We start from the raw sequence: 24,949 nt of genomic DNA on the forward strand, positions 1-24,949 counted from the left end.
GCCGCCACCCTGTCTTTTCCCAGTAGGAAAGCCGCCGCCGCCGCAGTAAACTGCCGCCATGACAACACTTTTCTCTACCCTCTCGCTCGACCGCGCCGATGCCATCGCCTTGGGGCTCTTGATCCTGTCTTGGGCGCTGATCGGCTGGCTGGTGGAACATCCGCCGAAATCGCGGCCTTCGGTCACCGCCCTGATGGCCGATTACCGGCGCGATTGGATGCGCCAGTTCGTCACCCGCTCGCCGCGCATCTTTGATGCCAATATCATCGACTCGCTGCGGCAAAGCACCGCTTTCTTCGCCTCCACCTCGATGATCGCGCTTGGCGGCGGGGTGGCGCTGATCGGCAATGTCACCCAGCTGGAAGGTCTGGCCCATGACCTCACGATCGAGGCGGCGGGCGTGCGGGTGGAATTGAAGATCATCCTTGTGCTGCTGTTTCTGGCCAATGCGCTGCTGAAATTCGTCTGGGCGCATCGTCTTTTCGGCTATTGCGCCATCCTTATGGCCGCCGTGCCGAACGATCCGGCCGATCCGCTGGCCTATACCCGCGCGGGCCAAGCGGCAGAGATCAACATCACCGCCGCCAAAAGCTTCAACCGTGGCCTGCAATCCATCTATTTCGCACTCGCGGGCATCACGTGGCTTTTGGGGCCCATCGCGCTCATCGCGGCCACGGTGATCACCTCGGCGCTGCTCTTGCGGCGCGAGTTTGCCTCGCTCTCGCGGCAGGTGATGCTCTCGCGCTGATCAGGCGGCCTTGCGCGCCCCCCGGCGCCCTTCGATCAACCAAGCCGCAATCGCGAACAGCGCCACCAGCACCAGCCAAGCCCAGCCCGGCAACAGCGCCGCCACCCGCACATCCTGCGTCACATACGCGCCGCGGGGCGTGATCCCGATCCAGCCGCGCCCGGCGGCAGGGCGCCCCTCGCGCACGCTGCGCACATCGGGCGCACCGTCTGACAGGCGCAGCACGCCCCCATTGGTGGCCGCCACCGTGGACGCCAGCACCTCGCCCGAGGCGATGGTTTCCACAAACTCGCGCGGGGCCGATGGACCCACGGCAACCACCCGGCTCAACTCCCCCTGCTCCATCCGATAAAGGCCCACCGTCGGCGCTTCGAACAGGCCCTCATAGCGTCCGGGCGAGACTTCCGTCAGGCTCAGCGCGGTTTGCGCCCCATCCGGCCCGGTGATCGTCACATCCCCCGGCGGCGTCTCCTCGATGCTGCGCCGCGTGACCGTCAGGCTCTGGCCCGACACCGTGGCGGACAGGGTTTCCTCCTCCAGCTCCGGCTCTTTCAGCATCCAATGGGCAAGCCGCCGCAACAGCTCCAGCTGCGGGCCGCCGCCCTCATAGCCGCGCCCCCACAGCCAAGCGTGATCCGACGCCAGAATCGCCACACGCCCTTCGTCCACCCGGTCCAAAATCAGCAGCGGGCGACCTTCCGGCCCTTCCATCACCACTTGTCCCGCGCGCGGGATCACATCCACCATACGGAACCAGCGGCCCCAGCCGCCTTCGGGGGCCATGGCTTCCAGCCCTTCGGTCACCGGATGGCGTCGGCCAAGATCGGTAAGCTGGGGCTGAAACCCACCCTCGATCACCCGCGCGGTCGGATCGGCGGGCAGGATCTGCGCCAGAGGCGACCGCCACAGGCTGTCCACCGCGCCATATTCCGGCCCTGCCGCCACCAGAACCGTGCCGCCGCCGCGCACATAATTCACGATGTTTTCCATGTAAGACATCGGCAGGATGCCCCGCATGGAATAGCGGTCGAAGACGATCAGATCGAATTCCTCGATCTTTTCCACGAAAAGCTCACGCGTCGGGAAGGCAATCAGCGACAGTTCACTGACAGGGATGCCATCCTGCTTTTCCGGCGGGCGCAGAATGGTGAAATGCACCAGATCCACACTCGCATCGGATTTCAGCAGGTTGCGCCAGACTCGCTCCCCCGCATGCGGCTCGCCGCTGACCAACAGCACCCGCAAGCGGTCGCGCACGCCATTGATCTGCACCACGGCGGCATTGTTGCGGTCGGTCAACTCACCCTCGGCGGTCGCAACGGTGAATTGCAGCACGTTCATCCCGCCATGCGGCAGCGTCACCGGCAGTTCAAGATCTTCGCCCACCGGCACGGTATAGGTTTGCGGTGCCTCGGCATCCACGGCGATGGTCAGTTCCGCCATCGGGCCGACGCTGGCAGGCACCGCGCCCTGATCCTCGATCCGCAGGGTCAGCAGCACCTCTTCGCCCAAGATGGCAAAGGCCGGGGCGTTCTTCACGATCAACCGGCGGTCCCAATCCTCGGGCTCCCCGGTCAACAGCAGATGCAGCGGCGCGGGCATGTTCGGCGCAAGCTCCAGATCATGCACCTGCCCGTCGCTGATGATCACCGCGCCCGCCACCCGCGCGCGCGGCTCTTCGGCCAAGGCCTCGGCCAGCGCGGTCATCGCCAGCGTGCCCGCATCCTCGGGCCCGTCGCCCAGACGCGTTACCCGCAACTCGGTGTTCTCCAGCGCCGCCACCTCAGCCTGAAGCGCGGCCAGCGCGGCTTCGGTCTGCGCCGGACGCGCGCCCAGCTGTTGGCTCGCACTGTCATCCACCACCGCGATCACGATGTCGGATTGCGGCGCGCGGTCTTCCTCTTGCAGCGCCGGATTGGCCAGCGCCAGCAGCACCATCCCCGCCGCCAGCGCCCGCAAGCCCCAGCCCGACAGGCCGCGCAGCACCGCCAGCCCCAGCAGCACCACGGCAAAGGCCAAGGCCCCCCAGAGCATGGGCCAAGGGATCAGCGGCGCGAAGATAAGGCTTTGTGTCATTGTCCCAACCTGTCCAGCAGCGCAGGCACATGGACCTGATCGGATTTGTAGTTGCCCGTCAGCACATGCATGATCAGGTTCACGCCAAAGCGATACGCCATCTCGCGCTGTCGCTCTCCGGCAAAGCCGCGCCCCACGGGCAAGAGCGGCGCGCCATTCGCGCTTGTGGCCCAAGCCGAGGCCCAGTCATTGCCGCCAATCACCACCGGCGTCACCCCGTCATTGAGGTTGCGAAACGGCATCCCCTCCACCTGCTCGGCATCCGGGGGCGCGGCCTCCACCCAGACAGCCCCGCGCGCGTGACGCCCCGGAAAATCCTGCAACAGATAGAAGGTGCGCGTCAGCACGTGATCAACCGGCATCTGCTCCAAGGGCGGGATGTTCAACCCCGCCGCCAACCGCTGCAAGTGCTGCGCTTCCGGCGAAGACCCGCCCGCCAGATCGGCATCCCGGGTGTCGAACAGGATCATCCCCCCGGTGCGCAGATACTCGTTCAGCTTGGAATAGGCCGCCGCCGAAGGCAGCGGCTGCGCGGTCGACACCGGCCAATAAAGGAACGGAAAGAACGCCAGCTCATCGGTTTCGATGTTCACCCCGATGGGCCGGTCGGGTTCAATCGAGGTGCGCTGCCACAAGATCTCGCCCAGACCGAACAGCCCCGCCGCCGCCGTCTCATCCAGCCGCGCATCGCCCGTGATCACATGCGCCAGCACCAGCCCCGTGGTGGCCTGAAGCGCAAACTCATCCCCCGGCGCCTCCTGCGCCTGCGCTTCGGGCACCATCATCATCAGCGCCAAAATCACCGCCGCCCCGCGCGCGAACCCGCCCAGACGGCCCGAAACAAACAGCGCCGCCAGAATGTCCAGCATCAAGAGCGCCAAGGCCCCCGACAGGAACGCGCCTTTCAGCGCCTGCTCGGGCGGGGTCTCCAACCCTTCGATCACCGTCCCCGAAGGCCAGGCCGCCGGCACCAGCGCGGTCTCGGCCCCGATCACGTTCAGTGCCACCCGCCGATCCGCCCCGGCATAAAGGCCCGGCGGCTGCTCCGGCCCCGGCCCGGCCGCCATCGCCTGCGCCAGCACCTCACCCGGCTGTCCCGGCAATTCGCCCGCATCTTGCAACTGGCCATAGGCATCCAGCACCACCTCGGGCACCCATGTCTGCCCCGCCAGATCGGCGGCCTCGGGCGCGGCAGGGCGGGTCGACACCGCCAACCGCTCCAGCATCGACATGAACAGCCCCGACAGCGGCAAGGTGGACCATTCGGCATTGGCGGTCACATGCACCAGCACCACCTGCCCCTGCCCCACCACCTTGCGCGTCACCAAGGGCGTGCCATCGGCCAAGGCCGCAATCGTGCGCTCGGCCAGATCCGGCCCCGGCTGCGCCAGCACCTGTGCCGTCACACTCACATCCGATGGCAAAGGCAAACCATGAAAGGGCGAGTCCTCGGGGAACGGCGCCAAGGCCTTCGGCTCGCCCCAGCTCATGGCGCCGCCCACACTGCGCCCGCCTTCCCGCAGCCGCACCGGCATCAGCGGGTCTTCACTCATCCGGCTCACATCGCTTGCCGCCAGTTGCGGCCCGGCAAAGCGCAGCAACAGGCCGCCATCGTCCAGCCAGTCCAGCAGCGCATCGGTATCGCTCTGCGACAGCCGCGCCACATCCGCCATGATCACCACATCGGGCGAGGCCAGCAGCAAGTCGGTCAGCGACCCTTCCATCAGATCGGCCACCGGCTCCAGCGCCTGCCGCAGATAGTGCAAGGGCGACAGCAGTTGCAGCCCCTCTCGGTCGGCCCCGCCGCCGATCAAGGCCACCTTGCGCCGCTTCAAGCTGTCATCCGTCAGGCTCACCGCCCCCGCCGACCGCAGCCCCGCAATCTCAAACCGGGTGATCCGGTTGCGCAACTCAGGCGGCAGCGACAGTGCCGCCTCGGCCCGCTCTTCGCCGCCGCTAAAACTCAGGCCGATCCGCGCCAACTCCCGCTCGACCCCGGCCGGGTCTGGCCCGCGCGCCGAGACTTCAACCGCCACCTCACCCTCCACCGGCAGGCGCGAGGCCGCAAGCTGCACCGCGCCATCGCCATAAGTGGCAGGATGCAGCGCAAAGACCGGACGCGGGCTTTCAAAGATCGTCACCCCGCCCTTGGCTTCAAACGCCGTCATCAGCGCCGCCCGCCCCGGATGATCCAGCCCATCCGAAAGCCAGAATGTGTCAAACCCGCCTTCGGGCAGCACCGGAACCCAAGCCGCCAGATCGCGCGGCCCCCAAGCCTGCGGCGACACCCCGCCCAGCCGCGCCGCCACCGCATCCGCCGCCTGAAACGCCACCTGACCGGGCGCATCGCTCAGGCGGATCACGGCCACCGGTCGGCCATCGCGCCCGGCCTCTTCGATCAGGGCGGCTGCCCGGTCGATCCGGCGCGGCCAGTCGCGCGCATCGGCCCATGTCGCATCCAGCGCAATCAACAATGGTCCGGTGCCCGCCTGCCGTGCGACCGGGTTCAGCACCGGCCCGGCAAAGGCAATGATCGCCGCCGCAATCGCGGCCATCCGCAGCAAAAGCAACCACCACGGGGTCTTGTCGGCTTCTGCCTCCTCATCGCGCAGGCCGAGCAGCAGTGCCACGCCGGGAAAGCGGCGGCGGATCGGCGCTGGCGGCACCGCCCGCAAAAGCAGCCACAACAGCGGCAAGGCAATCAGGCCCAAAAGCAGCATGGGCGTGGCAAAGCCGATGGGACCCAGCATAAACATCAGCGGCCCCCCTGCAAGGCGCGGTAAATCCACAACAAGGCCGCTTGCGCCGGCTGCCCCGAATGATGTGTGGTCACATGCCAACCCACCGCGCGGCCCAGTTGCGCCAACTGATCCTTGCGCTCGGCCAGCCGGGCCAGATAGCGGTCCCGCAGATCGCCCGCCTGTTGGGTTTCATGGCGCATGCCGCCCCCCATCGATTCAAAGATGGTGCGGCCCGAGAAGGGAAACTCTTCTTCCGCCGGGTCCAGCACCTGAATCAGCGCGCCGCGCACGCCACGATCGGCCGCCGCTGTCAAAGCCGCCTCCACCGGGGCGAGATCGCCAAGGAAATCCGAAAGAAACAGCGCGCGGCCATGGCTGACCATCCCAGTCGCGGTGGGGGCGCCATAGTCCGCCGCGTCTTCCGCCCCCGACAGCACGGCCGCCAGCTTCACGATCTGCGCCCGACCCGGGCGCGGCGGGGCGGCATCGCCCGCCAGCCCCACCCGCTCGCCCGCGCGCAGAAGCAGCACCGCCGTCGCCAGCGCCAAGAGCCGCGCCCGGTCGGCCTTGGGCGGGCGCGCCTTGTCGCCGGAAAACCCCATCGACTTGGCCGGGTCCACCCAAAGCGTCACCGATTGCGCCGATTGCCATTCGCGCTCGCGCACGAAATGCGCGTCCCCGCGAGCCGACCGCCGCCAGTCGATCAGCCGCGCGGAGTCGCCCGCGTTCACCGGGCGGTATTGCCAGAACTCATCCCCCTGCCCCGCGCGCTTGCGGCCATGCTCGCCCATCATCACCGTGGCGGCCAAAAGCTCCGCCTCGGCCATCAGGGGCGGCAGCGATTGGCCAAGCGTCTCGGCGCGGGACTGAAGCTCAAGGCTCACGCGGCGGCCTCAAGCCGCAAGGTGCGGGTGGTCACCCGGTCGATGATGCCCGCAAGCGTTTCGCCGCGCGCGCGGGCGGCAAAGGACAGCGCCATCCGGTGGGTCAGCACCGCACGCGCCATCGCCGCCACATCCGCCACCGAAGGCGCCAGCCGCCCGTCCAGCAACGCCCGCGCCCGCACGGTAAGCATGAGCGCCTGCGCCGCGCGCGGCCCCGGCCCCCATGACAGGCTGCCCTCCAACGCGCGGCCCTCGGCCTCGCCGGGGCGGCAGGCGCGCACAAGGTCCAGAATGGCCTCCACCACCGCCTCGCCCACCGGCATCCGGCGGATCACGGCTTGCGCGGCGATCAGCTCTTCGGCGGTAAACACTTGGGTGGATTCCGCCTCTTCGGCACCGGTGGTGGCGATCAGAATATCCCGCTCGGTCGCGCGGGTGGGGTATTCCACATCCACCTGCACAAGGAAGCGGTCCAGCTGCGCCTCGGGCAGCGGATAGGTGCCTTCCTGCTCAATCGGGTTCTGCGTGGCCAGCACATGGAAAGGTTTGCCCAGCTTGCGGTGCTGGCCCGCAATGGTGACTTCCTTTTCCTGCATCGCCTGCAAGAGCGCCGATTGCGTGCGCGGGCTCGCGCGGTTGATCTCATCCGCCATCAACAGCTGGCAAAAGATCGGCCCTTCGATAAAGCGAAACGCCCGCGCGCCCCCCTCCCCGGTTTCCAGCACTTCTGACCCCAGAATATCGGCGGGCATCAGATCGGGGGTAAACTGGATGCGGTTGGCCGACAGCCCCATCACCGTGCCCAGCGTATCCACCAGCCGCGTCTTCCCCAGACCGGGCAGCCCCACCAGAAGCGCATGACCGCCACAGAGCATCGACGCCAGCACCAGATCGACCACCTTTTCCTGCCCGATGAAACGCCGGTTGATCGAGGCCTTGGCCTGCCCCAGCTTGTCACCCAAGCGCTCAATGGCCTCCACAAGATCGGCTTCGGGGGAAGTTGCGGCCATGTCGTCGCCTCCTTGGGGTTGCTGCGGTCCCATTAGAGCGAGTTATGCCGCAGGGCACAAATGGCAAAAGCGCGAGGCACACAAATGATCGTGAGAAGCCGAAATGTTCGGCAACGGGGTCAGCGCCCCTTCCACACCGGGTCGCGCTTCTCGGCAAAGGCCCTTGCCCCTTCCCGCTGATCCTCGCTGGAATAAAGCCGGTCCACCGTGGGCAACTGCCGCTTGGTGATGCGGTTCATCGCGTCCTGAAACCGCATGTCTTCGGCCTCGCGCACCACTTCCTTGATCGCCGCATACACCAGCGGCGGCCCCGATTCCAAAAGCCGCGCCAGATCCCACGCCTTGGGGAGCAGCTCCTCCGGCGCGCAAACCTCCTTGAGCAAACCCCAGTGCCGCGCCTCCTCGGCATCGAACCAGCGCCCCGTAAGCAAAAGATCCATCGCCACATGATAGGGAATGCGCTTGGGCAGCTTGATGCTCGCCGCATCCGCCACCGTCCCCGACCGGATCTCTGGCAGCGCAAAAGTTGCCGTGCGCGACGCAAGGATCAGATCGCAGGACAGCGCCAGCTCCAACCCGCCGCCGCAACAGATGCCATTCACCGCCGCGATCACCGGCTTGTTCAGCCCCGGCAACTCCTGCAAGCCGCCAAAGCCGCCCACGCCATAATCGCCATCCACCGCATCGCCCGCCGCCGCCGCCTTCAGATCCCAGCCGGGGCAAAAGAACTTGTCGCCTTCCGCCCGGAGGATCGCCACGCGCAAACCCGCGTCATCGCGAAAGGCGCGGAACACCTGCCCCATGATCCGGCTGGTCACCAGATCGATCGCATTCGCCTTGGGCCGGTCCAGCGTCACCTCCAGCACCGCGCCTTCAACACGCGTGCGGATCGGCCCCTCGGTCAGCATCTCCATCGCCTATCCTTTCCACATCACGGCATCCACCGCCATCACCCCGCGTTCAAACACCAGAACCGGGTTCAGCTCGATCTCTTCGTAATCGTCCGCCAGCATCAGATCACACAGCCGCAGCACCATCGCCTCCAGCGCCGCCAGATCGCCGCGCGGCCGCCCACGATAGCCGTCGAGCAGCGGGAACAGACGCAAGCGCCGCAGCGCCGCCTGCACCTCGGCCCCGCTCACCGGCAGGACCAGCGTCACCGTATCGGCCAGAAGCTCCGCCGTCACCCCGCCCATTCCCAGCGTCAGGGCGATGCCGTAAACCGGATCGCGCCGCAGCCCCACCAGCACCTCGGCCACAGCACCTTCGGCCATCTCCTCCAACAGATAGCCCGTGGCCCCCGGCATCGCGGCCTGCCCCTCCAGCGAGGTCAGGCCAAGCCGCACCGCCCCGGCCTCGGTCTTATGCGCAAAGCCCAAACCCTTGAGCACCCAAGGTGCCGGCACCCCCGCGCCCGCAGGCGCAAGCGCGGCCAGATCCGCCGCCACCACGCCGCGCGGCACCGGCAGGCCCGCCGCGCGCAAGACCTCCTTCGCCGCCGCCTCATCCAGCAGCGCCGCCCCGCGCGCGGCACGCGCCGGCAAAGGCAGCGCCGGCACGGTGGCCGCCACGTCCTGCGCCGCCCGGATCGCCCCCAGCGCCGTCTCCAGCCCCATCAAGGGCACCACTCCATCGGCCAGCATCCGTGCGGCCAAAGCCTCGTCAAAGTTTTCCGGCAAGGATGACACCGCAAAGGCCGGCTTGCCCGTGATCCGCGCCGCCGCCCCGATCGCGTCCAGCGCCGGCTGGAACGAGGCCGGATCACAGCGGTCGGGACGCGGCGGATCGATGAGGAAGACCCCGGCGTCATATCCGGCCAGCATGGTGGCAAACACGTCGGTGGTGCGCGGCCCGTCCCCCCAGATGAAAGTATGGTAATCCAACGGATTGGCGATGGTGACCAAGGGTCCAAGGATCTCGCCCAGCCGCGCCCGCGTCTGCGGCGCAGGCGGCGCAAAGGCCAGCCCCGCCGCAGCCCCCAGATCGGCCACCAACCCCGCCTCGCCCCCTGAACAGGACAGCGAGCACAGGCGCGGCCCCAGACCCCGGCCATGGGCGTGAAAGATCTTCAAGGTCTCCAAAAGCTCCGGCAAGGTCGCCACCTCGGCAATGCCTGCCTTGCGGAAAAACGCGGAAGACACCGCCGCATCTCCGGCCAAAGACGCAGTGTGCGACGCCGCCGCTGCCCGGCTGAGCGCGGTCTTGCCCGACTTCAGGCAGACGATCCCTTTGCCCGCCGCCGCCGCGGCGGTCGCCAACTGCGCCAGCGCCGGGGCATCGTCGATGCCCTCGACATACATGCCCAGCGCCGTCACCCGGTCATCGCCCAGCAAGGCGCCCGCCAGCTCGGCCAAGCCCACCTGCGCCGCATTGCCCAGACAGGCGACATAGGCCACCGGCAAAGCCCGCGCCTGCATCGTCAGATTGATCACGATGTTCGAGGATTGTGACACCAGCGCCACCCCCCGCTGCACCCGCTGCCCGCCATGCTGATCCGGCCAGAGCAGCGCGCCATCCAGATAGTTGATGAGCCCATAGCAATTGGGCCCCAGCACCGGCATTTCTCCGGCCGCCGCCACCAGCTCGGCCTGCAACCCGGCCTCCCCCGCCTCTTCCCAGCCACTGGCAAAACAGATCGCGCCGCCCGCCCTCATATCGGCAAGCGCGCGCACGACCTCCAAAGTGGCATGGCGGTTGACGCCGATAAAGGTGGCATCCGGCACCCCGGGAAGGTCCGACAGCGCCCGGTAAGCTGGCACCCCCGCCACGCGGGCACGCGTCGGATGCACCGGCCAAACCTCGCCCGCAAACTCCATCTTATGGCATTGCGCGATGACATTCTCGGCCCAAACCGAGCCCAGCACGGCAATCGATCGCGGGCGCAACAGGCGGGACAGGCGCGTCACGAGCGACCTCGCTCTGCGGAGCAAGCCCCGGGGCTCTGCCCCGGACCCCGGGATATTTTTGAACAGATGACATACAGGCAAGGTCGCCCTGCCCCGAGCCAACGGGGCAGGGAAACGTCACCTGTTACCGTCATCGGGGTCCCCCCCTGTTCGGCTGCATCAGAGTCGCAGACCATGGTTAAGACTCCGTTACCTGACGTTCATCTGTCGAGAAATAATGTTCATCTGTTGAGAAATATCCTCGGGGGTGAGGCCGCAGGCCGAGGGGGCAGACAGCCCCCTGATTTTTCGCAGAAAAATCGTCATCCGCCGAGGGCGCGCAGAAGCTCGCGGCTGATGATATGGCGCTGGATCTCTGAGGTGCCTTCCCAGATGCGCTCCACGCGGGCGTCGCGCCAGATCCGCTCCAAGGGCAGTTCCTCCATCAGGCCCATGCCGCCGTGGATCTGGATCGCCTCATCCGCCACCATCGCCAACACTTCGCTGGCCTTCAGCTTTGCCATGCTCATGTCGGCCTCTGACACGGTGCCTTGGTCGCATTTCCAACCGGCTTCCCACGTCAGCAGTTCCGCCGCCTTCAGCTCCATCGCCATATCGGCCAGCTTGAAGCTGATGCCCTGAAACTTGCCGATGCTTTGGCCAAACTGCTTGCGTTCCGCCGCATAGGCGATGGCAAGCTGCAAGGCACGGTCGGCGCGGCCAAGGCAGGTGCTGGCCACCTGCAACCGCGTGGCGCCCAGCCAGGTGTTGGCAACCTCGAACCCCTTATGCGCCTCACCCAGCACGTTTTCGGCTGGCACCCGGCAATCGTCGAACTCCAGCACGGCATTGGTATATCCGCGATGGCTGACGTTGCGATAGCCTTCCCGCACCGTGAAACCTTTGGTCCCCTTGTCGACGAAGAAGGCCGTGATCTTCTTTTTCGAACCTTTCGACGTGGTCTCTTCGCCGGTCGCCATGAAGGCGATGGTGAACCCGGCCAGATCGGCATGGCTGATGAAATGTTTGGTGCCGTTCAGCACCCAGTCAGTGCCGTCTTGCCGGGCGGATGCCGTCATCCCTCGCAGGTCCGATCCGGCCCCCGGTTCGGTCATCGCCAGACAATCCCAGGTTTCCCCGCGGATACAGGGCATCAGATAGCGTTCGCGTTGCTCCGGCGTGCCCGCCAGCAGGATATTCGACGGGCGCGCCACACAGGTCCAGTGCAGCGCATAATTGGCCCGCCCCAACTCCCGTTCATAAAGCAGCCACGACAGGGTATCGAGCCCCGCGCCCCCCACTTCCGCCGGCATATTGGCCGCGTAAAGCCCCGCCGCCATCGCCTTTTTCTGGATCTCGCGGATCAGCTCCAGCGGCAAATGGCCAGAGCGTTCCACCGCCAGCTCATGCGGGTAAAGCTCGGCCTCCACGAAAGCGCGCGTGGTGTCCACGATCATCCGCTGTTCGTCGGTCAGCCCGAACTGCATCACGCGCGCCCTTGGCCGACGTGGCGACCCGCCGCCTCGGGCCTTGGCAAGGCCGCATGGGCCTGCGCAATCGGCCTCACGCGGTCCAGGATCGCCGCAGGCGCCGCACAGGTCTTGCCGCGCGCCATATCCACATGCAGCAGCATCTGCTCCAGCGTCGCCACCGGCTCGTCCCCTTTCAGGATGCGGATGAACAGGTGCAGCCGCTTCTCATCGGCCATCAGCACCTGCACCGTCCCGGTCAGCGCATCGCCAAGCTTCGCCTCGCCTAGGTGCATTATATGGGTTTCCGCCGTGTAATAGCTGAACCCCGTGCCCACATAGGCCACATCCGCCCCGATATGGCGCAAGAACGCGTCCGAGGTTTCCGAGGCCGCGAACAGATAGCGGCTTTCGGTCATATGGCCGTTGTAATCGATCCAACCGGGCAGCACGGTCATCCGCGCCATCTCCAGCGGACCCTCGCCCACCACCGGCGCGGGCGCCGCCGCACGTCGGCGCGCGTCATGCGCCAAGAGCACCTGCCCCGCCCCCCAATTACGGTCCTTCAGCACCCGCAGAAAGCCGATCAGGTTCTGGTCACGGATCCGCTCCAGCTCGCGGATCGTATGCATCCCCGATTGCGCATCCGACTGCCCCGCGATCAGATCGACCAGCTCATCATTGAATTCCGGCACATCCGTCAGCCGCGTCCAGGGCCATTGCAGGCACGGCCCGAACTGCGCCATGAAATGCTTCATCCCGGCCTCGCCCCCCGCCACCCGGTAGGTCTCGAACAGCCCCATCTGCCCCCAGCGCAGACCAAACCCCATGCGGATCGCCTCGTCGATCTCCTCGGTCGTGGCCACACCGTCCTTGACCAACCACAAGGCCTCACGCCAGACCGCCTCAAGGAAACGGTCCGCGATATGGGCATCAATCTCCTTGCGCACATGCAAAGGAAACATCCCGATCTCGCGCAGAACCTCCTTCACCCGCTCGATCAGGCCCGGATCAGACAGCGCCGAAGGCACCACCTCGGCCAAGGGGAGCAAATACACCGGGTTGAACGGATGGGCGACAAAGATCACCGCCGGATTGGCCGCCCCCGCCTGCAACTCCGACGGCTTGAACCCAGAGGTCGAAGACCCGATCGGCACATCCGGGGCCACCTGCTGGATCTGCGCAAACACCCGATGCTTCAGATCCAGCCGCTCGCTGACCGACTCCTGCACATAATCCGCGCCCTCCACCGCCTCGGTGATCGTGCCGGCAAAGACCAGCCGCCCTTCCGCGGGCATCGGCCCGTCCGACAGCGCGGGCAGCGCCGCCCGCGCATTGGCCAGCACCTCGCCCAGCTTGCGCGGCGCTTCGGGGTCGGGGTCGAAGACCGCCACATCCCAACCGTTCAGCAAGAACCGCGCGGCCCAGCCGCCGCCGATCACCCCGCCCCCAATGAGTGCCGCCTTGCGCGCCATCCGCTCCTCCTCGTTGCGCCAAGGCCGCCCCCGCCGGGGGCGGCGCCGCCCTTATCTCTGCTCCGTGCGCTGCAGCGCCGCCGCGTCATAGCCATTGCGGGCAAACACCTCGGCCGCCCAGCGCCGCTCGGCTTCCGTCACCACAGGGTCGCGGTGCAGCATCCAGCCCGCGAGCCGCGTCGGCGTGCCCACCAACACGGTCCGCCCGTCACGGCTTTGCCCGATCACCCAGTAATCCCCGGCAAAAGGCACACCGCCCAGCTTCACCTTCAACTGCCCCGGCCCCACTGGCACCGCCGTGCCGGTGATCTGCACCAGCTGCCCGCCCTGCCGACAGCGGTTCACCACACTCAAGCCCCCCTCGATCACAGCATAGGTGGCAGTGGTGTGGCTGCACCCGTCCTGAAACGGCGCGGGAAAGCTCGCCACCTCATACCAGGTGCCCGCCAGGCGTTCCGGCGCGATATCCAGCAGATACATCGGCGCGGTCGCATAACGCGGCGAGGGCGTGTGAAAATCACAGCCTGCCAAAGCCAGCACAGACAGCAAAAGAAGTCGTTTCATCGCGGGGCCCTTTTCTCCAGCTTCAGCCGAGCCCGCACCTCCGCAGGGGTAATCACCCGCGCGCCCATGTTCTCGATGATCGTGGCCGCGCGCTCGACCAGCTGAGCATTGGTCGCCAGCACGCCTTTGTCGAGCCAAAGGTTATCCTCCAGCCCCACCCGCACATTGCCGCCGCCCAAAACGGCCGCCGCCACATAGGGCATCTGATGCCGCCCCAAGGAAAACGCCGACCAGTGCCAGCCAGCAGGCACGTTGTTCACCATGGCCATAAAGGTGTTCAGATCATCCGGCGCGCCCCATGGCACCCCCATGCACAATTGCACCAGCACGGGCTCCGGGATCACACCTTCGCGCACCAACTCCTTGGCCAGCCACAGATGGCCGGTGTCAAAGGCCTCGATCTCGATGCGCACCCCCGCCGCTGTCATCCGGCGCGCCATGTCGCGCAACATGCCCGGCGTGTTGACCATCACATAATCGGCCTCGTTGAAGTTCATCGTGCCACAGTCGAGCGTGCAGATCTCGGGGCGGCAGTCCACCACATGCGCCACCCGCTCGGCCGCCCCCGCCATGTCTGACCGGGGGCCGATGCGCCCCATATCCTCGGTGCCCTCGAAATAGATGTCGCCGCCCATCCCGGCGGTCAGGTTCAACACCACATCCTCGCCCGCGTCCCGAATGCGCTCGGTGACCTCACGATAGAGCGCCAGCGCGCGGGCGGGCTTGCCCGTCTCGGGGTCACGCACATGGCAATGCACCACCGCCGCGCCTGCCTTGGCGGCGTCGATGGCCGAATCGGCAATCTGTTTGGGGCTGCGCGGCACATGCGGGCTGCGGTCTTGCGTGCCGCCCGATCCGGTGACGGCACAGGTGATGAAAACCTCACGGTTCATGGTCAGCGGCATGGCATCCCCCTTTTGGTGGCACCAGCTTAACGCGCTTGCCAGCCCGCGCTTTGCGTTTTACGAAATGACGATGACGGAAAATGTGCTGTTCTCCCCCAGCGCCGATCGGCTCGACATCGCGGTGTTGGTGCTGCCGCATTGTTCGATCCTCGAGGTCGCCAGCCTGCTCGACCCGTTGCGCGCCGCCAACCGCCATCTGGGGCGCGAGGCGTTCCGCTTTCGCATCGTCACCCCCGATGGCCGCCCCGCCCCGCTCACCTGCGGGATCGAATTGCCCAGTTCCGGCCCTTTGCCGCAAGCCCAAGGCGCGGCGCTGCTGATGGTGGTCGCGGGCTACCGGCTGGCCGAGGTCACCACCCGCCCGCTGATCCGCGATCTGCGCCGCATGGCGCCCCGCTTTGGCGCCATCGGCGGCGTGGATGCCGCCCCATGGGTGCTGGCCCGCGCGGGGCTGCTCGATGGCCACCGGGCGACGGTGCATTGGGAAGATCTGGAGGATCTGGCGCATGCCCATCCGCAGATCACCGTCAGCCCCGCCCGGTTTGTGGTCGATCGCACCCGGCTCACCGCCGCTGGGGCCGCCCCGGCCTATGACCTGATGCTGCACCTGATCCGCGCGCGCCATGGCGCAGGGGTAGCGCGGCAGGTGGCGCAAAGCTTCCTGCACCCCCCGCGCCCCGGAGACGCGCCGCAACTCGGCGCCACCGCCCTGCCGCCGCGCCCCGAACCGGGCCAAGACCCGCGCGTCGCCCGCGTGCTTGCCCGGATGGAGGCCACCCTCGACGCCCCGGACTCCATGGCAAATCTCGCGGCAGAGGTCGGTCTCTCTGCCCGGCGTCTGGAAAGCCTGTTCCGCGCCGAATTGGGCACCACGCCGGGCGCGCATGCGCTCGGCCTGCGCCTCGCCGCCGCCCGCAGGATGCTCACCGACACCCCGCATTCCATGGCCGAAATTGCCCTGCGCTGCGGTTTCTCAAGCCCGGCCACGCTCTCGCGCGCCTTCCGCCGTGCCTTCGCCTGTGCCCCGGCGTCGCTCCGGCGGCCAAGGGCTTAGGGGGGCGCTGCCCCCCGCCTTCGGCCCCCCCCGGAGTATTTTGGAAAGGTGCAATGCAGGGCCGCTCTTCCGGGGCTTGCACCTTTTTCAAATACTCCGGGGGATGGGCCAAAGGCCCAAGGGGGCAGCGCCCCCTTTCCCCAGAAGATGAAGAAAGTCTAAATCTGGAAATTCAAGCCATTGATTTTGAACGTTTCTCACAAGTGTAACACAGGTGTCACTCACACCTCTTCCAACAAACCGCGCCCTTTCAGCAAGGCCTCCACCCCCGGCATCCGGCCCCGGAAGCGGGTATAAAGGCTCTCGGCCTCCTCCGACCCGCCCGCCGCCAGAATGAACCGCTCCAGCCGCGCCGCCGTTGCCGGATCAAACGGGTCGCCCGCCTCTTCGAAGGCCGCAAAAGCGTCGGCATCCATCACCTCGGACCACATGTAGGAATAGTAGCCCGAAGAATAGCCGTCCCCCGAAAACACATGGGCAAAATGGGGCGTTGCGTGCCGCATCCGGATCGCCCGCGGCATCCCCAGCGCCGCCAGCACCTCGGCCTGTTTCTGCATCGGATCGGCCGGTGCCGCCCCCTCGTGGAAGGCCAGATCGACCATGGCCGAGGCGATGAATTCCACCGTCGCAAACCCCTGATCATAGGTCCCCGCGGCGAGCAGTCGCGTCAGCATCTCCGCCGGCATCGGCGCGCCCGTCTCCCAATGCCGGGCGTGCTCTTCCAGCACCGAAGGCACTTCCAGCCAATGCTCATAAAGCTGGCTCGGAAGCTCCACAAAGTCGCGCGCCACAGAGGTGCCCGAGATGAAGCCATAGGTCACATCCGACAGCATCTGGTGCAGCGCATGACCGAATTCATGGAACAGCGTGCGCGCGTCATCATAGGACAAGAGCGTGGGGCTTCCCTTGGCGAAGTTGCAGACATTGACCACAATCGGGCGCACCTCACCCCCCAGCTTGCGCTGTGCGCGCATCGCAGAGCACCACGCCCCTGACCGCTTGGACCCACGCGCAAAGTAATCGCCAAGGAACACTGCAACATGCGCGCCGTTGCGGGTCACCTCCCAGCCGCGCACGTCGGGATGATAGAACGGCCCCTCAAGCGCGCGGAATTCCAGCCCGAACAAGCGGTGCGCGCAGTCGAACTGCGCGCGCAGCATCGCCTCCAGCGACAGATAGGGTTTCAGCGCCGCCTCATCCAGATCATGCTCTGCTTGGCGGCGTTTTTCACTGTAGTAGCGCCAATCCCACGGCTCCAGCGGCCCCTCGATGCCATCGGCCTGCAACATCGCCTCAAGCACCGCTGCGTCGGCTTCGGCCTTGGCGCGTGCCGGCTGCCAGACCCGCAGCAGCAAGTCCCGAACCGCGGCGGGTGTCTTGGCCATCTCGGGTTCCAGCTTGTAGTCGGCAAAGCTCTTATACCCCAAAAGCGCCGCCCGCTCTGCGCGCAGGGCAAGGATCTCTGCCGCGATCGCGCGGTTGTCTTGGGCATTGCCATTGGCCCCCCGCGCGCCCCAAGCCTCATAGGCACGCTGCCGCAATGTCCGGCGCGGCGAAAACTGCAGGAACGGCACAATCAGCGAGCGGTTCAGCGTCACGACCGGCCCTGCCACCCCGCGTTCTTCACCTGCCGCGCGAGCGGCGGCCACGACAAACTCGGGCAAGCCCTCCAGATCCGCCTCGGCAAGCGGCATGAACCACGCACGTTCATCGGCCAGCAGGTTCTGGCTGAACTGGGTGCCCAAGACCGCCAGCCGCGATTTCACCTCTGTCAGCCGCTCGGCCGCGGCGCCTTCCAAAAGCGCGCCCGACCGGACGAACATCTGCCGATAGAGCGTCAGCACCCGCAGCTGTTCCGACGTCAGGTCCAGGTTTTCGCGGCCCTGCCAAAGGCGCTCGATCCGCGCAAACAAAGCCTTGTTGTTCGACACTTCCGAGGAAAACGCGCTCATCTTTGGCGCAAGATCGCGCATCAGCGCCTCACGCGCGTCATTGGAATCCGCGCCGGACAGGTTGTAGAATACCCCTGCCACCCGGTCGAGCGTGCCTTCGGCCAGTTCCAGCGCCTCAATCACATTTTCAAAGCTGGGCGCATCCGGGGAGGCGGCGATTGCGGCAATATTGGCTCGTGCCTCGGCAAGAGCTGCGTCAAAGGCCGGGCCGAAATCATCATCCTTGATCTGCTCGAACGGGGGCAGGCCAAAGGGGGTGGCCCAGTCTTGCGTGAATACGGTCATGCGGATCTCCTTTGCGTGCAAAGCTAGGCACGCAAAGGCCAAAGGTCCACACCCCTTTGGAATTGCACCTTTCTGAAATACTCCCGCGCGGAGCGCTTCTGGCGGCTGACCCTAGCGAAAGCGGTCCAGAAGCTTCTGCATGGGGCTGCGGCTGTCGGGTGCCTGTGGCTCCGGCGGCGCCTTTTGCTGCGCCTGCGCGGCGGACCCAGAGGCGGGCGCGCCCTCTGCCTTGGCGCGGGCCTTGTCGGACGAACGCGGGGGGGCCACACGCAAGGCCACTGCATTCATGAATTTCTGCCCGTCATCTGTGGCCAGATGTGGGGCCCCGTCGGACAGCCCGCGCATCAGATCGTCGAGCCACTCCTGATCGGCCTTGGCAAAATCGTGCAGCACATAGGCCGCCACCGCATCCTTGTGACCCGGATGCCCGATGCCCAGACGCACACGGCGATAGGCCTCTCCCACCATCCCGCTGATCGAGCGCAGGCCATTGTGCCCGGCATGCCCCCCGCCCTCTTTGATCCGACATTTGCCGGGCGCAAGGTCAAGTTCGTCATGAAACACCGTGATCTCGCCCAAGCCCAGCTTGTAAAAGGCCATCGCCGCCTGCACCGATTGGCCGGAGAGGTTCATGAAGGTGCCGGGTTTCAGCAAGAGCACCTTTTCCGACCCCAGGCGCCCCTCGGCCACGTCGCCCTTGAAGGCGGCTTTCCACGGGCCAAAGCCGTGATCCGCCGCGATCCGGTCCAGCGCCATGAAGCCGATGTTATGGCGGTTGCCTGCATATTTCGCGCCCGGATTGCCAAGGCCGACGAAGAGTTTCATCACAGTCTCCTTTGGCCCTCTCCTTGACGAAGCGCACCCCGCCCGTCAAGCATCCGCGCATCACATGGGAGCCAACATGCGCTGTGCCACCGTCTGTTCTGTCCGCGACGAAGGGCCGTTTCTGGTGGAATGGGTGGCATGGTATCTTTGGCTTGGCTTTGACGAGATCGTGGTGGTGACGAACGACTGCACCGATCACTCACCAGCCCTGCTGGATGCGTTGCGCCCGGCGGGGGTCACGCATCTGCGTCATGATGTGCCCGATGGCATCCAGATCTGCGCGCGGAAGCTGGAAGCCGCCAAGGCGCTGCCACAGGTCAGCACGGCGGATTGGGTGCTGGTCTGCGATGTGGATGAGTTTCTGGTCATCCACAAAGGCGCGGGACGCATCCGCGACCTGATCCCCGATACGCCCGACTTTTTGGGCATGGCGATCAACTGGCGTGTCTTTGGCACCTCGGGCCGGGATCGGTGGGCAGATGGGCTGACGCATCGCCAGTTCCGGCACTGCGCCGAGAGCCGGGATTTCTCCTCGACATGGGTCAAGACCTTGCATGCGCAGCCGGGGTGGTTCCGAAAGCTCGGGGAACACGGGCCCAAGCGCCTGCTGCCACGCCATGCACGGCGCTGGGGCACAGCGGGTTTGCGGTGGGTGAACGCCGATGGCACGGACCTGCCGGAATGGACGCCCGAGGGCGAGTATCTGCGCCGGGTGCCGCTGGAACGGGTCAGCCATGAGACCGCGCAGATGAACCATTACATGATCCGCGCGCGGGAAAGCTTTGCGCTGAAAAAGGGTAGCCTGTCTTCGGTGGCGGGAAAGGATCGCTATACCGACAGCTTCTTTGACCGCTACAACCGCAACGAGGTGACGGACGACAGCGCGCTGCGCCATGCGGCGGCCTTTGATGCGGTGCATGACCGGCTGATGGCGCTGCCGGATGTCGCGCGGCTGCACCACCTGTGCTGCGCCGACTATGTGGCGCGGCTGGCGGCAAAGGCGGGGCGGCGCCCCGAGGATGACCCGCGCCACGCGCATCATCTGCGCCTTGCGCAAGGCTGAAAGGGGGATAAAGGATGCACACAGGGTCCTGTCAATGCGGCGCGGTGCGCTTCACCGTAGCGAGCAGGTTGCCGCCGCCCAATGCCTGCCACTGCACGATTTGCCGCAAGCAATCGGGGCATGTCTTCGCCTCGACCGAGGTCAAGAAGGCCGATCTGACCATCTCCGGCGCGGCAGAAATCCGGTGGTATGCTTCCTCGGCGAAGGTGCGGCGCGGGTTTTGCGGCACCTGCGGATCGTCCCTGTTCTGGGACCCGCCGCAGCATGACTGGATTGCGGTGGCGATGGGGGCGTTTGACGGGCCGACGGGCACGCAGATGCATCTGCACATCTTTGTGGCCGACAAGGGCGATTATTACGAAATCGGCGACGGGCTGCCCCAGAACGCGCAGTAAACTCACGGATTGCCAAGGAAAAAGGCGCGGCAGGTTTCCCCACCGCGCCCTTGTCTGTCGCGCATCTTGGCCCGAAGGCCACAGATCACGCTTCGGCTTCTTCTGCGTTGTCGTCCGACCGCAGGCCCGAAGGTGCTGCGATGTTGGCAATCACAAAGTTGCGCGCGATGGTCGGCTTCACGCCTTCGGGCAGGGTCACGTCGCCGATGTGGATCACGTCGCCGATGTTCTTGCCGGTCAGGTCAACCGTGATGTGATCCGGGATTTCCCCTGCGGTCACTTCCAGTTCGACTTCCTGACGCACCACGGTCAGCGTGCCGCCACGCTTCAGGCCGGGGGCCTTGTCGTGGTTTTCGAAGTTCACGTGGATGAACAGGTTGATGCGCGAATTGCGACGCAGGCGCATCAGGTCGACGTGGGTCGGAAGATCCTTGACCACATCGCGCTGCACACCGCGGCAGATCACGCGGACGTCTTCCTGACCTTCAACCTTCAGGTTGAACAGCGTCGAAAGGAACCGGCCTTTGCGCAGTTTGGTCAAGAGATAGTTGTATTTGATGTTGATGGGCTGCGGGTCAACGCCGCCACCATACACAATACCGGGCACGAGTTGCTCACGACGAGCTTGACGGGCGGCCCCCTTGCCTGTCCCCGTACGTGCCTCGGCGATCAGATCAGGGATCTCACCAGCCATTGCAGTTCTCCATATAAATAAGTCCACCGCCCTCCAAGGGTGCGCGGCGCGACCCGGGCGCTATAGCGGGGAATCAGCGGGGGGGAAAGTGCAAATCGCCCTTGCCCTGCGCACTGCTCTTGCCCCGCGCGCCATCCGCCATGGCTTGCGCAAGGTCGGCAATGGTGCGGCGGGCAAAGTGGCGGCGCAGCACCGCCTCGGCCTCAGTTGCCGCTTCGGTCACGGTCGCATGCAGCGCGGCCACGATGGCACAGCCTTGCGCTGCCGCCAAGGGTTCGACCGTCATCAAGGGAGCGCCGATCGCATCATAGACATCGGCAACCGTGATCTGCACCGCCGGGCGGGCCAGACGCCAGCCCCCGGCATGGCCCTTGCCCGACACCACCAGCCCGCGCACGCGCAACAGCCCCAGCACCCGGCGGACCACCACCGGGTTGGTGGCATTGTGCGCGGCAATCACCTCGGACGTGAGGGCCTGATCCGGCGCCACCGCCATATGGCCAAGCGTGTGGAGGGCAAGAGAGAGCTTGTTGTTCCTTTTCATGTAACCATAATAGTTACGTGATTCGACGGATGCAAGGAAAAGCAGATGGACAGGCAAGTGGATGTGGCGATCGTGGGCGGCAGCTTTGCCGGGCTGGCGGCAGGGTTGATGCTGGCGCGGGCGCGGCGGCGAGTGGTGGTGTTCGACACCGGGCAAACCCGCAACCGCTTTGCTCAAGCCGGGCATGGCTTTCTGGGAATGGATGGCCTGCCCCCGGCCGAGATGCAGCGGCGGGGCCAAGCCGATCTGCTGGCCTATCCGACCGCGCGGATCGTGCCGCAGCACGTCACGGAGCTCCACGGGGCGCAGGGTGCCTTTACCCTGACGGCGGGCGCGACGTGGGAGGCCAAACAGGTGATCCTTGCGCATGGGATGCGCGACACCCTGCCCGCCATTCCCGGGCTGACCGAAGGCTGGGGCACATGGGTGATGCAATGTCCTTACTGCCATGGATATGAGGCCGCGGATCAACCTACGGGCATCTTGATGACCACCCCAGCCCCCCCGCACCACCTCACCCTGCTGCGCGACTGGACCACGGACCTTGCCTTGTTCTGCAACGGCCACCCCCTGCCCGAGGAGCTGCGGACCAAGGCCCGCGACTGGGGAATCCCGGTCTATGAAGCGTCAGTGGTCGCGGTGCAGGATCAGGCAGGCACGCGTGTGATCTGTCTTGCCGATGGGCAGCAGGTGCAACGCAAGGTGCTGTATCTGGTATCGCGTGCCGAGCCGTCTTGTGATCTGCCGACCCAGTTGGGCTGCGCCTTTGAAGACGGGCCATCCGGTCCTTTTGTTCAGGTCGACATGATGCAGCGCACATCTGTACCGGGGGTCTTTGCCGCCGGGGATCTGTGCCGCCCGATGTATGGCGCGCTGTTCGCCGCCGCCGATGGCGCACGGGCAGGCAGTGCCGCGCATCACGCCTTGCTGTTCGGGCAAGGCTGATCCCGGTCGCCTCTTTCCCCGTCCCTGTCGTCTTCAGGATGGCGCGGGCGGGGTGGCTCTGCTAGGCCCGGACGGCAAGAACGGAGTTTCCCCCATGCCCCATATCCTGACAGTCGCGCGTGCGCCGCTGGCGGCCTTTGCCGCCATGGGGGTGGTCTGGGGCGGCTTCGCGGCGGCCTTGCCCGACATCAAGACGCAACTGGGGGTGGACGAGGCGCAGCTGGGCCTGATGCTGCTCTTCAGCCCGATCGCCGCCGTGACGGCGATGCTGCTGGCGCCTGCCTTTGGCGCCGCGATGGGGCGGCTGGCGCTGCCCATGGCGGCGCTGACCATGGGCTTGGGCATGGCGCTGCCCGGTCAGGCGGCAAGCTTGGTCCTGTTCCCCTTGGCGATCATGGTCTGCGGTGCGGGCACCGGCCTGACAGATGTTCTGATGAACGCCCGCGTCGCCGAGCTGGAAAACACCCGCAAGATCCACCTGATGAACCTGTGCCATGCAGCCTATAGTTTTGGCTATGCAGGCGCGGCGATCGGCACCGGAGTGATGCGTGGTGCAGGCTGGAGCCCGGCTTGGGTGCTGGGCAGCATGGCGCTGGTCGCGGCCGCGCTCGCACTCACCACATGGGAGCAGGATGGCCAGATCGACGGGTTGCGCAAGCCAAAAGGGCCCGGCGCGGCGGGGCTGGGCCTGCTGCCGTTGCTGGGTGGCGCGGTGGTGCTCATCGCCTTCATGACCGAAAATGCCGCCGAGGCCTGGTCGGCCCTGCATATCGAAAAGACGCTGGGGGGCAGCCCCGAGCAAGGCGCACTTGGTCCGGCAGCTTTGGCCTTGACCATGGGCTTTGCACGGCTGGCAGGGCAAGGGTTGGTGGCGCGGGTCAACCCGTATCGGCTGATGACAGGCGGAGCGGTGATTGCCGCATTGGGGGCCATGCTGGCCGCAACGGCGCAGACACCGCTGATGGCTTACACCGGGTTCATCGTGATGGGTCTTGGGGCTTCGGTGATTGCCCCCACCGCCTTTTCGCTGGTCGGGCGGTTGGCGCGGCCCGAGGCGCGGGCGCGGGCGGTGGCCCGGGCCACGCTGTTCGGCTATTGCGGCTATTTCTTCGGCCCGCCGCTGCTTGGCTTTATCGCAGGCGGCTTCGGGCTTCGCTGGGCCTTTGTGTTCGCCGCCTGCCTTTTGTTGGTCGTCTTGGTGCTGTCACCGCTGATGGCGCGCCGGGCGCGCTAGGGACATCACGCCCAGCCGTCGGAAAAGCCTTTGGGGATCAGCAGATTGTGGCGGCCAAGGTTGTGGACATCCCGCTCGCCACACAGGGCGAGCGTGGTGTCCAGCTCCTTGCGGATGACCTCCAGCGCCTTGGTCACCCCGGCCTCACCCATGGCGCCAAGTCCGTAAATATAGCTGCGGCCAATCATCGTGCCCTTGGCCCCCATTGCGAGTGCCTTCAGAACATCTTGACCCGAGCGAATGCCTGAATCCATCCAGATCTCGACCCGGTCGCCAACGGCATCGACAATGCGTGGCAACATGCGGATGGAGCTGACCGCGCCATCCAGCTGCCGCCCGCCATGGTTCGACACGATGATCGCATCCGCGCCGAAGTCGGCGGCCTTGCGGGCGTCGTCTTCATCCAGAATGCCTTTCAGGATGAACTTGCCGCCCCATTGGTCACGGATGCGCGCGATCTTGGTCCAGTCCAACTGGGGGTCGAACTGATCGGAAATCCAGCTCATCAGACTGGAGGTGTCGCCCACGCCTTTGACGTGACCCACGATATTGCCGAACTGGCGGCGCTTGGTACCCAGCATCTCCAGCCCCCAGCCCCATTTGGTGGCCAGATCCAGAAGCACTGGCAGTGTCAGCTTGGGGGGCGCAGAAAGCCCGTTTTTCAGATCCTTGTGCCGCTGACCCAGGATTTGCAGATCCAGCGTCAGCACAAGGGCAGAGCATTTGGCATCCTTGGCGCGCTGGATGATGCGGTCGACGAAATCTTCGTCCTGCATGACGTAAAGCTGAAACCAGAACGGAGCCGGGCTGTTGGCGGCCACATCCTCGATCGAGCAGATCGACATGGTCGAGAGCGTGTAGGGCACCCCGAACTTGGCCGCGGCGCTGGCGGCCTTGATCTCGCCATCGGCGGCCTGCATCCCGGTCAGGCCCACGGGTGCAAGCGCCACCGGCATGGTGACAGGGAAACCCGCCATTGTGCTTGAAACATTGCGGCCCAGCATATCGACCGCCACCTTCTGCCGCAAATTCAGCTGCGCAAAATCAGAGGTGTTTTCCCGGAAAGTCTGCTCGGTATAGCTGCCCGATTCCGCGTAATCGTAAAACATCTTGGGCGTGCGGCGTTTGTGAATGCGCTTGAGATCTTCGATACAGGTAATCACCGGCATGATCCGCCCCTCTGATGTGGTCAAACATCCTT

The 24,949-nt window shown here is 66.1% G+C and carries 21 protein-coding genes; 6 read left to right on the forward strand and 15 right to left on the reverse strand.

Annotated elements, in window-relative coordinates; genetic code table 11:
- The first annotated feature begins 58 nt into the window (after positions 1 to 58).
- The gene (locus CUR21_RS12105; protein WP_100197268.1) at positions 59 to 748 is read left to right on the forward strand and encodes a DUF599 domain-containing protein; all 690 of its coding nucleotides are present in this window, start codon (positions 59 to 61) and stop codon (positions 746 to 748) included.
- Here CUR21_RS12105 and CUR21_RS12110 read toward each other — a convergent pair whose 3' ends face one another.
- The 10 genes from CUR21_RS12110 to CUR21_RS12155 form a co-directional block, all read right to left on the reverse strand.
- On the reverse strand, positions 749 to 2,824 hold the full coding sequence (locus CUR21_RS12110) for a hypothetical protein (RefSeq protein ID WP_100197269.1): 2,076 nt from the start codon (positions 2,822 to 2,824) through the stop codon (positions 749 to 751).
- Positions 2,821 to 5,580, reverse strand: a complete 2,760-nt coding sequence (locus CUR21_RS12115; protein WP_100197270.1) for a DUF4159 domain-containing protein — start codon at positions 5,578 to 5,580, stop codon at positions 2,821 to 2,823. The genes CUR21_RS12110 and CUR21_RS12115 overlap by 4 nt, the downstream gene beginning before the upstream one ends.
- On the reverse strand, positions 5,580 to 6,392 hold the full coding sequence (locus CUR21_RS12120) for a DUF58 domain-containing protein (RefSeq protein ID WP_100197534.1): 813 nt from the start codon (positions 6,390 to 6,392) through the stop codon (positions 5,580 to 5,582). Before CUR21_RS12120 ends, CUR21_RS12115 begins: the two co-directional genes overlap by 1 nt.
- A 53-nt stretch (positions 6,393 to 6,445) precedes the next feature.
- Positions 6,446 to 7,459 carry a MoxR family ATPase gene (locus tag CUR21_RS12125; protein ID WP_100197271.1) on the reverse strand — a complete coding sequence of 338 codons (1,014 nt, stop codon included), beginning with the start codon at positions 7,457 to 7,459 and terminating at the stop codon, positions 6,446 to 6,448.
- 119 nt (positions 7,460 to 7,578) lie between these two features.
- Positions 7,579 to 8,373 (reverse strand): carnitinyl-CoA dehydratase, encoded by a 795-nt coding sequence (locus CUR21_RS12130; protein WP_100197272.1) that lies wholly within the window; start codon positions 8,371 to 8,373, stop codon positions 7,579 to 7,581.
- Positions 8,374 to 8,376: 3 nt separating this feature from the next.
- Positions 8,377 to 10,365, reverse strand: coding sequence for an acetate--CoA ligase family protein (locus tag CUR21_RS12135; protein ID WP_255413784.1), 1,989 nt, complete (start codon positions 10,363 to 10,365; stop codon positions 8,377 to 8,379).
- Positions 10,366 to 10,667: 302 nt separating this feature from the next.
- Positions 10,668 to 11,831 (reverse strand): acyl-CoA dehydrogenase family protein, encoded by a 1,164-nt coding sequence (locus CUR21_RS12140; protein WP_100197273.1) that lies wholly within the window; start codon positions 11,829 to 11,831, stop codon positions 10,668 to 10,670.
- The gene (locus tag CUR21_RS12145) at positions 11,831 to 13,288 is read right to left on the reverse strand and encodes a carnitine 3-dehydrogenase (protein WP_100197274.1); all 1,458 of its coding nucleotides are present in this window, start codon (positions 13,286 to 13,288) and stop codon (positions 11,831 to 11,833) included. The genes CUR21_RS12140 and CUR21_RS12145 overlap by 1 nt, the downstream gene beginning before the upstream one ends.
- Before the next feature lie 51 nt (positions 13,289 to 13,339).
- On the reverse strand, positions 13,340 to 13,852 hold the full coding sequence (locus tag CUR21_RS12150; RefSeq protein ID WP_100197275.1) for a lipocalin family protein: 513 nt from the start codon (positions 13,850 to 13,852) through the stop codon (positions 13,340 to 13,342).
- A complete protein-coding gene (locus CUR21_RS12155; protein ID WP_100197276.1) occupies positions 13,849 to 14,757 on the reverse strand; it encodes a 3-keto-5-aminohexanoate cleavage protein in 909 nt (302 codons plus the stop codon). Before CUR21_RS12155 ends, CUR21_RS12150 begins: the two co-directional genes overlap by 4 nt.
- Here CUR21_RS12155 and CUR21_RS12160 point away from each other — a divergent pair.
- Positions 14,756 to 15,811, forward strand: coding sequence for a GlxA family transcriptional regulator (locus CUR21_RS12160; protein WP_232622771.1), 1,056 nt, complete (start codon positions 14,756 to 14,758; stop codon positions 15,809 to 15,811). The two genes, CUR21_RS12155 and CUR21_RS12160, sit on opposite strands and share 2 nt — an antisense overlap.
- A 221-nt stretch (positions 15,812 to 16,032) precedes the next feature.
- Here CUR21_RS12160 and CUR21_RS12165 read toward each other — a convergent pair whose 3' ends face one another.
- Complete coding sequence (locus CUR21_RS12165) at positions 16,033 to 18,048, reverse strand: M3 family metallopeptidase (RefSeq protein WP_100197277.1); 2,016 nt, start codon at positions 18,046 to 18,048, stop codon at positions 16,033 to 16,035.
- Positions 18,049 to 18,159: 111 nt separating this feature from the next.
- Positions 18,160 to 18,873 carry an aminoacyl-tRNA hydrolase gene (gene pth / locus CUR21_RS12170; protein WP_100197278.1) on the reverse strand — a complete coding sequence of 238 codons (714 nt, stop codon included), beginning with the start codon at positions 18,871 to 18,873 and terminating at the stop codon, positions 18,160 to 18,162.
- 76 nt (positions 18,874 to 18,949) lie between these two features.
- On the opposite strand from pth, the gene CUR21_RS12175 reads away from it, so the two are divergent.
- Entirely contained in the window at positions 18,950 to 19,936 is a 987-nt protein-coding gene (locus CUR21_RS12175) for a glycosyltransferase family 2 protein (protein WP_157792004.1), read from the forward strand.
- 14 nt (positions 19,937 to 19,950) lie between these two features.
- On the forward strand, positions 19,951 to 20,331 hold the full coding sequence (locus CUR21_RS12180) for a GFA family protein (RefSeq protein WP_100197279.1): 381 nt from the start codon (positions 19,951 to 19,953) through the stop codon (positions 20,329 to 20,331).
- Positions 20,332 to 20,416: 85 nt separating this feature from the next.
- On the opposite strand, the gene CUR21_RS12185 is transcribed toward CUR21_RS12180, so the two are convergent.
- Together CUR21_RS12185 and CUR21_RS12190 are read right to left on the reverse strand one after the other, a co-directional pair.
- The gene (locus CUR21_RS12185; protein ID WP_100197280.1) at positions 20,417 to 21,025 is read right to left on the reverse strand and encodes a 50S ribosomal protein L25/general stress protein Ctc; all 609 of its coding nucleotides are present in this window, start codon (positions 21,023 to 21,025) and stop codon (positions 20,417 to 20,419) included.
- Between the two features lie 73 nt (positions 21,026 to 21,098).
- Positions 21,099 to 21,569 (reverse strand): Rrf2 family transcriptional regulator, encoded by a 471-nt coding sequence (locus tag CUR21_RS12190; protein WP_100197281.1) that lies wholly within the window; start codon positions 21,567 to 21,569, stop codon positions 21,099 to 21,101.
- Between the two features lie 45 nt (positions 21,570 to 21,614).
- Between CUR21_RS12190 and CUR21_RS12195 the strand changes: the two genes are divergently transcribed.
- Both CUR21_RS12195 and CUR21_RS12200 read left to right on the forward strand, forming a co-directional pair.
- A complete protein-coding gene (locus CUR21_RS12195; RefSeq protein WP_100197282.1) occupies positions 21,615 to 22,514 on the forward strand; it encodes an NAD(P)/FAD-dependent oxidoreductase in 900 nt (299 codons plus the stop codon).
- 94 nt (positions 22,515 to 22,608) lie between these two features.
- The gene (locus CUR21_RS12200) at positions 22,609 to 23,748 is read left to right on the forward strand and encodes an MFS transporter (RefSeq protein WP_100197283.1); all 1,140 of its coding nucleotides are present in this window, start codon (positions 22,609 to 22,611) and stop codon (positions 23,746 to 23,748) included.
- A 5-nt stretch (positions 23,749 to 23,753) separates the two neighbouring features.
- On the opposite strand, the gene CUR21_RS12205 is transcribed toward CUR21_RS12200, so the two are convergent.
- Complete coding sequence (locus CUR21_RS12205) at positions 23,754 to 24,917, reverse strand: alpha-hydroxy acid oxidase (RefSeq protein ID WP_100197284.1); 1,164 nt, start codon at positions 24,915 to 24,917, stop codon at positions 23,754 to 23,756.
- Positions 24,918 to 24,949: the final 32 nt, after the last annotated feature.

Source organism: Pseudorhodobacter sp. MZDSW-24AT (assembly GCF_002794355.1).
Classification (GTDB): Bacteria; Pseudomonadota; Alphaproteobacteria; order Rhodobacterales; family Rhodobacteraceae; genus Pseudotabrizicola.

What these genes read in the sequence shown, in the direction of transcription:
- CUR21_RS12105 (WP_100197268.1), top strand. Translation starts at nt 59, where the DNA reads ATGACAACACTTTTCTCTACCCTCTCGCTCGACCGCGCCGATGCCATC.
- CUR21_RS12110 (WP_100197269.1), bottom strand. Translation starts at nt 2,824, where the DNA reads ATGACACAAAGCCTTATCTTCGCGCCGCTGATCCCTTGGCCCATGCTC.
- CUR21_RS12115 (WP_100197270.1), bottom strand. Translation starts at nt 5,580, where the DNA reads ATGTTTATGCTGGGTCCCATCGGCTTTGCCACGCCCATGCTGCTTTTG.
- CUR21_RS12120 (WP_100197534.1), bottom strand. Translation starts at nt 6,392, where the DNA reads ATGGCCGAGGCGGAGCTTTTGGCCGCCACGGTGATGATGGGCGAGCAT.
- CUR21_RS12125 (WP_100197271.1), bottom strand. Translation starts at nt 7,459, where the DNA reads ATGGCCGCAACTTCCCCCGAAGCCGATCTTGTGGAGGCCATTGAGCGC.
- CUR21_RS12130 (WP_100197272.1), bottom strand. Translation starts at nt 8,373, where the DNA reads ATGGAGATGCTGACCGAGGGGCCGATCCGCACGCGTGTTGAAGGCGCG.
- CUR21_RS12140 (WP_100197273.1), bottom strand. Translation starts at nt 11,831, where the DNA reads ATGCAGTTCGGGCTGACCGACGAACAGCGGATGATCGTGGACACCACG.
- CUR21_RS12145 (WP_100197274.1), bottom strand. Translation starts at nt 13,288, where the DNA reads ATGGCGCGCAAGGCGGCACTCATTGGGGGCGGGGTGATCGGCGGCGGC.
- CUR21_RS12150 (WP_100197275.1), bottom strand. Translation starts at nt 13,852, where the DNA reads ATGAAACGACTTCTTTTGCTGTCTGTGCTGGCTTTGGCAGGCTGTGAT.
- CUR21_RS12160 (WP_232622771.1), top strand. Translation starts at nt 14,756, where the DNA reads ATGGCATCCCCCTTTTGGTGGCACCAGCTTAACGCGCTTGCCAGCCCG.
- CUR21_RS12155 (WP_100197276.1), bottom strand. Translation starts at nt 14,757, where the DNA reads ATGCCGCTGACCATGAACCGTGAGGTTTTCATCACCTGTGCCGTCACC.
- CUR21_RS12165 (WP_100197277.1), bottom strand. Translation starts at nt 18,048, where the DNA reads ATGACCGTATTCACGCAAGACTGGGCCACCCCCTTTGGCCTGCCCCCG.
- pth (WP_100197278.1), bottom strand. Translation starts at nt 18,873, where the DNA reads ATGAAACTCTTCGTCGGCCTTGGCAATCCGGGCGCGAAATATGCAGGC.
- CUR21_RS12175 (WP_157792004.1), top strand. Translation starts at nt 18,950, where the DNA reads ATGCGCTGTGCCACCGTCTGTTCTGTCCGCGACGAAGGGCCGTTTCTG.
- CUR21_RS12180 (WP_100197279.1), top strand. Translation starts at nt 19,951, where the DNA reads ATGCACACAGGGTCCTGTCAATGCGGCGCGGTGCGCTTCACCGTAGCG.
- CUR21_RS12185 (WP_100197280.1), bottom strand. Translation starts at nt 21,025, where the DNA reads ATGGCTGGTGAGATCCCTGATCTGATCGCCGAGGCACGTACGGGGACA.
- CUR21_RS12190 (WP_100197281.1), bottom strand. Translation starts at nt 21,569, where the DNA reads ATGAAAAGGAACAACAAGCTCTCTCTTGCCCTCCACACGCTTGGCCAT.
- CUR21_RS12195 (WP_100197282.1), top strand. Translation starts at nt 21,615, where the DNA reads ATGGACAGGCAAGTGGATGTGGCGATCGTGGGCGGCAGCTTTGCCGGG.
- CUR21_RS12200 (WP_100197283.1), top strand. Translation starts at nt 22,609, where the DNA reads ATGCCCCATATCCTGACAGTCGCGCGTGCGCCGCTGGCGGCCTTTGCC.
- CUR21_RS12205 (WP_100197284.1), bottom strand. Translation starts at nt 24,917, where the DNA reads ATGCCGGTGATTACCTGTATCGAAGATCTCAAGCGCATTCACAAACGC.